This is a genomic window from Streptomyces sp. E2N166, assembly GCF_003671715.1.
Classification (GTDB): Bacteria; Actinomycetota; Actinomycetes; order Streptomycetales; family Streptomycetaceae; genus Streptomyces; species Streptomyces thinghirensis.
The window spans coordinates 1,466,993-1,473,626 of sequence record NZ_RAIF01000032.1; the positions used below are offsets into that span (position 1 = coordinate 1,466,993).

Here is a 6,634-nt window from a genome sequence, read left to right on the forward strand (position 1 = left end):
TGCTTTTCTGGTGGTATCGGCCACGAGAGGAGCGATCACGATGGACGGTGAGCGACTGCATCCGGAGTCCGTCTCGGTGGAGCTGAGCGGGTGCAGCAAGGAGGACGCCCGGACCGTGTTCGACGCCCTGTGCACGTGCTTCTCGTCCGACCGGCGCTCGGACGAGGTGCCCCGGGACCACCACGAGGTGCGCCCCACCGTGTGGCTCGGCACCTTCGACGTGGCCGAGGCCCGGGGTGAGTGCGACCCCGCCCGGCTCAGGGCGTCCGTGGAGGCCGACGTGCAGGGCGGCTACTGGGCGATCGAGCGCTTCCGCACCACCCTGGACTCCCTGTTCACCGTGCACGACCTGAGCACGGTCTCCGGGGACCAGGAGCGGGAACTGCACGTACGGCTGGAGAGCCACTGACCGAGGGCCGCCCACGCGGCGGTGTGGTGTGCGCCGCCCCTTTGTGCAACTAGTTGCACAAAGGGGCGGCCGTCCTCTACAACAGAGGCACGACACCGCGCACGGAGGGCCCGATGAGCCGTTACCCCCACCTGCTGAGCCCGCTCGACCTGGGCTTCACCACGTTGCCCAACCGGGTCCTGATGGGCTCCATGCACGTCGGCCTCGAAGAGGCCGAGCGCGGCTTCGAGCGCATGGCCGCCTTCTACGCCGCCCGGGCCCGCGGGGGAGTGGGCCTCATCGTCACCGGTGGTATCGCCCCCAACGACGAGGGCAGGCCGTACGAGGGCGGCGCCAAGCTCACCACCGAGGCGGAGGCGGACCGGCACCGGGTCGTCACGGAGGCCGTGCACCGCGAGGGCGGCCGGATAGCCCTGCAGATCCTGCACTTCGGCCGGTACGCCTACCACGCCGACCTCGTCGCCCCGAGCCCCCTCCAGGCGCCGATCAGCCCCCACGTGCCCCGCGAGCTGACCGACGCCGACGTCGAGCGCACCATCGACGACTACGCCCGCACCGCCCGCCTCGCGCGCGAGGCCGGGTACGACGGCGTCGAGATCATGGGCTCCGAGGGCTACCTGATCAACGAGTTCATCGCCGCGCGCACCAATCACCGCACCGACCGCTGGGGCGGCTCCTACGAGAACCGCATGCGCCTCCCCGTCGAGATCGTCCGCCGGGTGCGCGAGGCGGTCGGTGAGGACTTCATCGTCGTCTACCGGCTCTCCATGCTGGACCTGGTCCCGGGCGGCTCCACCCTCGCCGAGGTCGTGACTCTCGCCAAGGCCGTAGAGGCAGCCGGCGCGACCATCATCAACACCGGCATCGGCTGGCACGAGGCCCGCATCCCCACCATCGCCACCTCCGTGCCGCGCGGCGCCTACACCTGGGTGACCAAGCGGCTGATGGGCGAGGTGTCGGTGCCCCTCGTCACCACCAACCGCATCAACACCCCCGAGGTGGCCGAGCGGCTGCTCGCCGAGGGCACGGCCGACATGGTGTCGATGGCCCGTCCCATGCTCGCCGACCCCGATTTCGTCGCCAAGGCCGCGGCGGGCCGCCCGGAGGCCATCAACACCTGCATCGGCTGCAATCAGGCCTGCCTGGACCACACCTTCAGCGGCAAGATCACCTCCTGCCTGGTCAACCCGCGCGCCTGCCACGAGACCGAGCTGGTCCTCGCCCCGACCCGGCTGCGCAAGCGCGTCGCGGTCGTCGGGGCCGGACCGGCCGGGCTGGCCTGTGCGGTGAGCGCGGCCGAACGCGGCCACGAGGTCACCCTCTTCGACGCCGCGAGCGAGACAGGCGGCCAGCTCAACGTCGCCCGCAAGGTCCCTGGCAAGCAGGAGTTCGACGAGACGCTGCGCTACTTCCGTACCCGGCTGGCGGAACACGGCGTCGACGTACGGCTGAACACCCGGGTCGGAGCCGATGACCTCGCCGGTCACGACGAGGTCGTCGTCGCCACCGGCGTCACCCCCCGCACCCCGGACATCCCCGGCGTCGACCACCCGAGCGTCGTCGGCTACCTCGACGTGCTCCGCGACGGCGCCCCCGTCGGCGACCGGGTCGCGATCCTCGGCGCGGGCGGCATCGGCTTCGACGTCGCCGAGTACCTCACCGACGGCGGCGACAAGGCGCACGAGAACCCCGAGACGTACTTCCGACTCTGGGGCGTCGACATGGACTACCGCGCGCCGGGCGGCCTCGCCGCGCCCGAGCGCCCCGCACCGCCGCGCACCGTGCACCTGCTCCAGCGCAAGACGTCGAAGGTCGGCGCCGGCCTCGGCAAGACCACCGGCTGGATCCACCGCACCGAGCTGAAGCACCGCGGCGTCACCATGGTCCCGGGTGTGCGCTACGACCGGATCGACGACGCCGGGCTGCACATCACGATCGGCGACGAGTCCACCGTCCTGGAGGTCGACACGGTCGTCCTGTGCACGGGCCAGGAGCCGAGCCGCGGCCTCTACGACGACCTGGTCGCCGCCGGGCGCAGCGCGCATCTCATCGGCGGCGCCGACGTCGCCGCCGAACTGGACGCCAAGCGCGCCATCAAACAGGGAACCGAGCTGGCGGCGGCGCTGTAGGAACGCGTGGGCCGGAAGGCACCGGTGCCGTCCCTAGGATGAGCCCATGTCACTCCCGCACGCGATCCTCACCGCCCTGGTCGAAAAGCCGTCCTCGGGGCTGGAGCTGACCCGCCGGTTCGACAGGTCGATCGGCTACTTCTGGTCGGCGACGCACCAGCAGATCTATCGCGAGCTGGGGAAACTGGAGGCGGACGGCCTGATCCGCGCCCTGCCCGGCCAGCAGCCCGCCCGCGGCCAGAAGAAGTCCTACGAGGTCCTGCCCGCGGGCCGCGCCGAACTGGCCCGCTGGGCCGCCGCCGCACAGGACCCGAAGCCCCTGCGCGACACGATGCTGCTGCGGCTGCGTGCCGCCGCCGTGGTCGGCACCACCGGTATCGAGACGGACCTGCGCCGCCATCTGGAGCTGCACGAACGGCAGTTGGCCGAGTACGAGGAGATCGAGAAGCGGGACTTCCCGCCCGAGAGGGACAGTACCGAGGACCGGCTGCGGCACCTGGTGCTGCGCGCCGGCATCGACCTGGAGACCTTCTGGACCCAGTGGCTCAGGCACGCGCTGGCGGAGTTCGCCGGGCTGCCTGGTGACGAGCGGACGTGAGCGCGGCCACGGCTCAGAACCGGTACGGCTTCTGGCGGCGGCGCAGGAACCACGCCGCGGCGATGACGCCCGTGCCGACCAGCGCGCCGCCCGCCACGAGGGTGGCCGTGCCGTAGTCCTGGACGGCCCCGCCGAGACCGCCCATGACACCGCGTGGCGACGCGGAGGGTGAGGGCGAGGGGGAGCGGCTGGGCGAAGGAGAGGGCGCCGCGGAGACGATGACGGTCTGGCTGCCGGCGGTGCTGTTGTTGGAGCACATGACGATGACCGTGTACGTGCCCGGGGTGATGCCCGACCAGGAGGCGGACTGTCCGGAACTCGTTCCGGACAGCGCCACCTGGCGTCCCTGGGCGAAGTCCCCTTGACTGCCGGTGAGCAGCGAGGCGGTGCCCCAACTGCCGTTGAGCTGGGCGCAGGCGGTGGTCGTGACCGACACCGTGGTCCCGGTGGTGCTCACGGAGATCCCCGGGCCCGCGGAAGCCGGCCCGGCGGCCAGGGCGACGGGCAGCGCGGCGGCGGCTGCCGCGGTCAGGCCGGAGCGGAGTTGTGGCGATGAGATGCGCATGTGGACTGCCCTCCGGCGGCACGGTCGGCGGTGCGTCCCTTGCGCCGCCGATATCGGGAACGCCCGTGCTGCCTCACGGGCAGCCAACAGGGCGGCGGCCGTGCCCGCATGCCGAGCGCGACCGCCCAGGTGACGCGCCGACCGGCCGCACGACTGCCGGGGCGTCACCCGCCGTCGCCCGTGGTCACCTTCCGCTCCGCCGACAGTCCGCCCCAGGTGCCGTCGGACAGCCTGGCCCGGACCCGCACCCGGTGCGTGACCCCGGCTTCCGGTCCCGCGTAGAAGCTGTACTCCGCCCGGTCGCGCGGCGCGTCCGCGCCGTAGACGAGTGACGTCGCCGGGCGGCCGTCCAGGTGGACCTGATACTCGCTGACCAGGCCGTCGGTGCGCGGCGGGGTCCAGGTGAGGTCGATGTAGTAGCCGCCGTCGGCGTGGTGGGAGGCCGCACGCAGACCGGTGGGCGCGGTGGCGCGGCCGTCGTCGGAGCCCGAGGTGGTGAGCCGGACGGTGGCGCTGGCGGGGGAGACGTTGTCGGCGGCGTCCCGCGCCCGGACCGTGAAGGAGTACCGGGTGCCCGCGCGCAGCCCTGTGACCACGGCCGCCGTCTGGCCGCCGCCGACGCTGTGCACCTTCGTCGCGCCCTGGTAGACGTCGTACGACGCGACCCCGCGGTCGTCGGTCGCGGCGGACCAGGTGAGCTGGACCGTCCGGCTGCCCGCTGTCCGGCCGCGGGCGTCCGCCGGGCGCGTCGGGGCGGAGTCGTCGGCCACGGCGGCGGGGGTGGTCGCCCGCACCTCCTGGCTGTTCGGCCCCAGTCGCCCGTCGGCGTCGCGCGCCCGCACGGTGAAGGCGTAGGCCGTCGAGGGGCGCAGCCGGGTGACGTCCACCATGCGGTCGGAAGCCTCCACCTTCTTCACCAGCGTGCCGCCGCGGTAGACCTCGTACGTCTCGACGCCGTCGACCGCGTTCCACATCACGTGCACGGTCGTGGCGCTGCCCGCCTCGGCGGTGACGCCCATCGGCGCCCCTGGCGGCCCGCCGCTCGCGTCGCCGTCGTCGCCCACGCCCCAGCCGCACGACGTGACCAGGACGAGTGTGCCGCAGAGCAGGGCGCAGCGGCGCGATGCGCAGACAGGGGCGGGAACAGCGGGAACGGGTGCGTCTCGCACGGTCTGCCTCCAGGACGGCTGCGGCTCGGCTTCTGCTTCGGCTCTGCGGCCCGAGAGCAATGGTCCGGACCAATATGCGCCTGTGACGCGATCACATCAAGGGGGCGGGTCGGGGACCCGGGCCGCGCGCCGTGCGCGGACGTGCACCGTCTGGCCCACAAAAGGTGGTCGTGCGCACGATTCGGGGACAGATGTGGCCGAGTGACCGTCCATGTCCCCCAGGAGAGGCCACATAGTGCGTGTCCAGTCGCTGACACTGGTCGCGGCCAGCGCCGCCCTGCTCGCCCCCACGACGTTCCCCGGCGCTCCGCCCCCGCCCCGCCCCGGTCCCCAGGCCCAGCTCGGCCCCGGTCACCGGCATGAGGCCCCGCCGGTCCGCGCGGGCAGGTCCGGCACCCGGATCGGGCCGGTCCCGCCGTCCCGGACCGGTCCCGTTCCGCCCTCCGGGATCCGGCCCGGAGCCGAGGCGGGTGCCGGTGACGGGTCGAAGGAGGCCCGGCGGCACGGCCCCGTCCGCGCCGCCGACCTGCTGGCCAAGGTGGGGGACTGCGACCCCGTCTCGCGCGGGCGCTACCGCTCCGACGCCGGGGCGCCGGCGGACATCCCGGTCTGCGGAACGCGGGACGCCGTGTACTGGAAGGCCGACCTGGACGTCGACTGCGACGGCCGGCCGGGTGACCACTGCAACAGCGGTACCGACCCGCACTTCACCCCCGCCACCGCCTATCCCGGGTCGGACGGCCGTCCCCTGGACGCCGAACGCCTGCCCTACGTCGTCGTGCCCGAGCCGAGCGACATCTGGGACCACCGCGAGAGCGACGTCCACGGCGGATCGGTCGCGGCGGTCGTCCACGAGGACCGGGTGCGCTACGCGGTCGTCGGCGACGTCGGCCCGCGCGATCTCATCGGCGAGGCCTCCTACGCCGCCGCCGAGTCGCTCGGCATCCCGGCCGACCCGCACGGGGGCGGCATCGCGTCCGGTGTGACGTACATCGTCTTCAAGGGCAGCGAGGTCGAGCCCATCGAGGACAAGGCCGCCGCCGAGAAGGCGGGGGAGCGCCTGGCGCGGGAGTTCGTGGACGGCGGGTGAACCCCCGGCGCCCCGTGGGTGCGAGGTGCCTCAGACCGCGGACCAGCCATCGTCGACGGGCAGGATCGCGCCGTTGATGTTGCTCGCCGCCTCCGAGGCGAGGAACACGATCGCCGCGGCCTGCTCCTCGGGCTGCGACACCCGGCCGAGGTTGACGAAGTGCGGGCCGAGCGTGGCCGGCCCGTGGGCGCCCTGGGCGGGGTCGACGGTGATGGCCGTCTGCGTGCCGCCCGGGCAGATCGCGTTGGCGCGGATGCCCCGTCCCCGGTACATCACCGCCAGGGACTTGGTCAGCCCCACCACGCCGTGCTTGGAGGCCGTGTAGGCGGCGCCCGCCGCGCTGCCGCGCAGGGCCGCCTCGGACGCGGTGTTGACCACGGCGCCCCGGCCCGCCGCCAGCATGTGCGGCAGCACCGCGCGGGTCAGCAGGAAGGGAGCGGTGAGATTGACCCTCAGCACCCGCTCCCATTCGGCGTCGCTCACGTCCGCGAGCGCCGACATCCGGTCCATGATCCCGGCGTTGTTCACCAGGACGTCGATCCCGCCTGGCTGCAGACCTACGACGAGGCCGAACCGGCGTTCGCCCGCGCCCTCGCCGAACGCGCCGGGCTGCCCGCCGACGACCTGCGGCCGGCGATCTGGGCGGCCATGTTCAACGCGGCGCTGCGTGCGGC

General features: G+C 73.3%; 7 protein-coding genes. 4 read left to right on the forward strand and 3 right to left on the reverse strand.

Annotation, left to right across the window (positions count from 1 at the left end):
- Nucleotides 1-40 precede the first annotated feature (40 nt).
- The 3 genes from EBH09_RS33535 (at nt 41) to EBH09_RS33545 (ending at nt 3,136) form a co-directional block, all read left to right on the forward strand.
- Nucleotides 41-409 carry a hypothetical protein gene (locus tag EBH09_RS33535; RefSeq protein WP_121750583.1) on the forward strand — a complete coding sequence of 123 codons (369 nt, stop codon included), beginning with the start codon at nt 41-43 and terminating at the stop codon, nt 407-409.
- A gap of 113 nt (nt 410-522) precedes the next feature.
- Nucleotides 523-2,538, forward strand: coding sequence for an NADPH-dependent 2,4-dienoyl-CoA reductase (locus EBH09_RS33540; protein ID WP_121750584.1), 2,016 nt, complete (start codon nt 523-525; stop codon nt 2,536-2,538).
- A gap of 46 nt (nt 2,539-2,584) precedes the next feature.
- Nucleotides 2,585-3,136, forward strand: a complete 552-nt coding sequence (locus EBH09_RS33545) for a PadR family transcriptional regulator (RefSeq protein ID WP_121750585.1) — start codon at nt 2,585-2,587, stop codon at nt 3,134-3,136.
- 13 nt (nt 3,137-3,149) lie between these two features.
- On the opposite strand, the gene EBH09_RS33550 is transcribed toward EBH09_RS33545, so the two are convergent.
- Together EBH09_RS33550 and EBH09_RS33555 are read right to left on the reverse strand one after the other, a co-directional pair.
- Nucleotides 3,150-3,701, reverse strand: a complete 552-nt coding sequence (locus EBH09_RS33550; protein ID WP_121750586.1) for a hypothetical protein — start codon at nt 3,699-3,701, stop codon at nt 3,150-3,152.
- Between the two features lie 164 nt (nt 3,702-3,865).
- Nucleotides 3,866-4,870: a fibronectin type III domain-containing protein gene (locus tag EBH09_RS33555; protein ID WP_121750587.1), complete on the reverse strand. Its 1,005-nt coding sequence runs from the start codon at nt 4,868-4,870 to the stop codon at nt 3,866-3,868.
- A 235-nt stretch (nt 4,871-5,105) separates the two neighbouring features.
- Between EBH09_RS33555 and EBH09_RS33560 the strand changes: the two genes are divergently transcribed.
- Nucleotides 5,106-5,960: a glycoside hydrolase family 75 protein gene (locus EBH09_RS33560; RefSeq protein ID WP_121750588.1), complete on the forward strand. Its 855-nt coding sequence runs from the start codon at nt 5,106-5,108 to the stop codon at nt 5,958-5,960.
- 30 nt (nt 5,961-5,990) lie between these two features.
- Here EBH09_RS33560 and EBH09_RS33565 read toward each other — a convergent pair.
- On the reverse strand, nt 5,991-6,634 hold a 644-nt coding region (locus EBH09_RS33565; RefSeq protein ID WP_238697515.1), incomplete at its 5' end, for an SDR family oxidoreductase.

What these genes read in the sequence shown, in the direction of transcription:
- EBH09_RS33535 (WP_121750583.1), top strand. Translation starts at nt 41, where the DNA reads ATGGACGGTGAGCGACTGCATCCGGAGTCCGTCTCGGTGGAGCTGAGC.
- EBH09_RS33540 (WP_121750584.1), top strand. Translation starts at nt 523, where the DNA reads ATGAGCCGTTACCCCCACCTGCTGAGCCCGCTCGACCTGGGCTTCACC.
- EBH09_RS33545 (WP_121750585.1), top strand. Translation starts at nt 2,585, where the DNA reads ATGTCACTCCCGCACGCGATCCTCACCGCCCTGGTCGAAAAGCCGTCC.
- EBH09_RS33550 (WP_121750586.1), bottom strand. Translation starts at nt 3,701, where the DNA reads ATGCGCATCTCATCGCCACAACTCCGCTCCGGCCTGACCGCGGCAGCC.